Source organism: Vibrio sp. Vb0349, assembly GCF_033338975.1.
This window is the reverse complement of record NZ_JAWOTS010000373.1, coordinates 1-1,122: the sequence shown is the minus strand read 5'-3', so window position 1 is coordinate 1,122 and position 1,122 is coordinate 1. Positions and strand designations below refer to the sequence as shown.

Annotated in this window: 1 protein-coding gene; it reads left to right on the top strand. The window is 48.8% G+C overall.

Annotated features, from left to right (window positions below; all coding sequences use genetic code 11):
- Nucleotides 1-964: efflux RND transporter periplasmic adaptor subunit (locus R7Q47_RS25940; protein WP_318090220.1), on the top strand; the 964-nt coding region annotated here is incomplete at its 5' end.
- Nucleotides 965-1,122: the final 158 nt, after the last annotated feature.

The following is a 1,122-nucleotide window of genomic DNA, read 5'->3' as shown; positions in this document are numbered from 1 at the left end:
AGTCAACGAAAGGAATGAAGAACTCAACAAATCATTCAGCGGGATCGTAAAAGCAAAAGAAACCGCCTCACTCTCTTTTCGTGTACCCGGCACCGTGGAAAGCGTGTTCGTAAATAAAGGCAGCGTGGTAGAAAAAGGCCAAGTCATTGCCACGCTAGACAAGCACGACTACCAAGTCTCACTAGAAGAATTACAAGCGCGCATGTTAGAAGCGCAATCAGCCCACAAACTCGCGAAAGCCGAGTTAAAGCGCGTAAAACAAGCGACTTCTGATGATGCCATTGCCAGCGTAAACTTAGACCGAGCCATCAGCAGCTACGAACGTAGCCTCTCTGCCGTCAAAGTGGTTGAGAAAAACATCCAACGTGCAAAAGATGCCCTACGTTACACCACTCTACGTGCACCATTCACTGGCATTGTTGCCGACGTTTCTGTTGATCCACATGAACAAACCTTGCCGGGCGGAAGTGTTGTGTCAATTCAGCAAGAAGGCAGCTGGGAAGTGGACATCGACGTGCCGGAAAATATGATTGCGCAATTCGCACTAGGTCAGCCAGCATCGTTGACTTGGTATGATTCGGAGCAATCCTACCGAGCAACCGTGGCAGAAATCGCGCCGAAGAAGCACCTGCTCAAACAAACCTATACCGTCACGCTAGACATCGATTCGATTTCCAGTGCGCTATTCAACGGTAAAGCAGTCACGGTTAATACCGCGCTCAACACCAGTCACTCAAGCCATTGCTTTCCTTACTCTGCAATTTTGGGTGAGAAACAAACTCTGCACGTGAATGTGGTTCGTGATGCGGTTATTCATTCAGAGCCGGTCAACCTTGACTCTATCGACGCATACCAAGCGTGTGTGACCGGAAGTTTTGAGCAAGGCGATTATGTGGTGATCAGCGGGAGCCATTATCTGAGCGAGGGCGATGCCGCCCCAAACCTGACCATCAAGACGTTGTAGGTGCGAATCCATGATCAATTTAGCTGAATTCGCGATTCGCCAACGTAAGTTCGTTCTGTTCTTTATCGTATTGAGCGTGATCGCTGGCATCTATTCTTACTTCGACTTAGGCAAGTTGGAAGACCCGAGCTTTACAGTAAAAACTGCGGTAGTCGTGA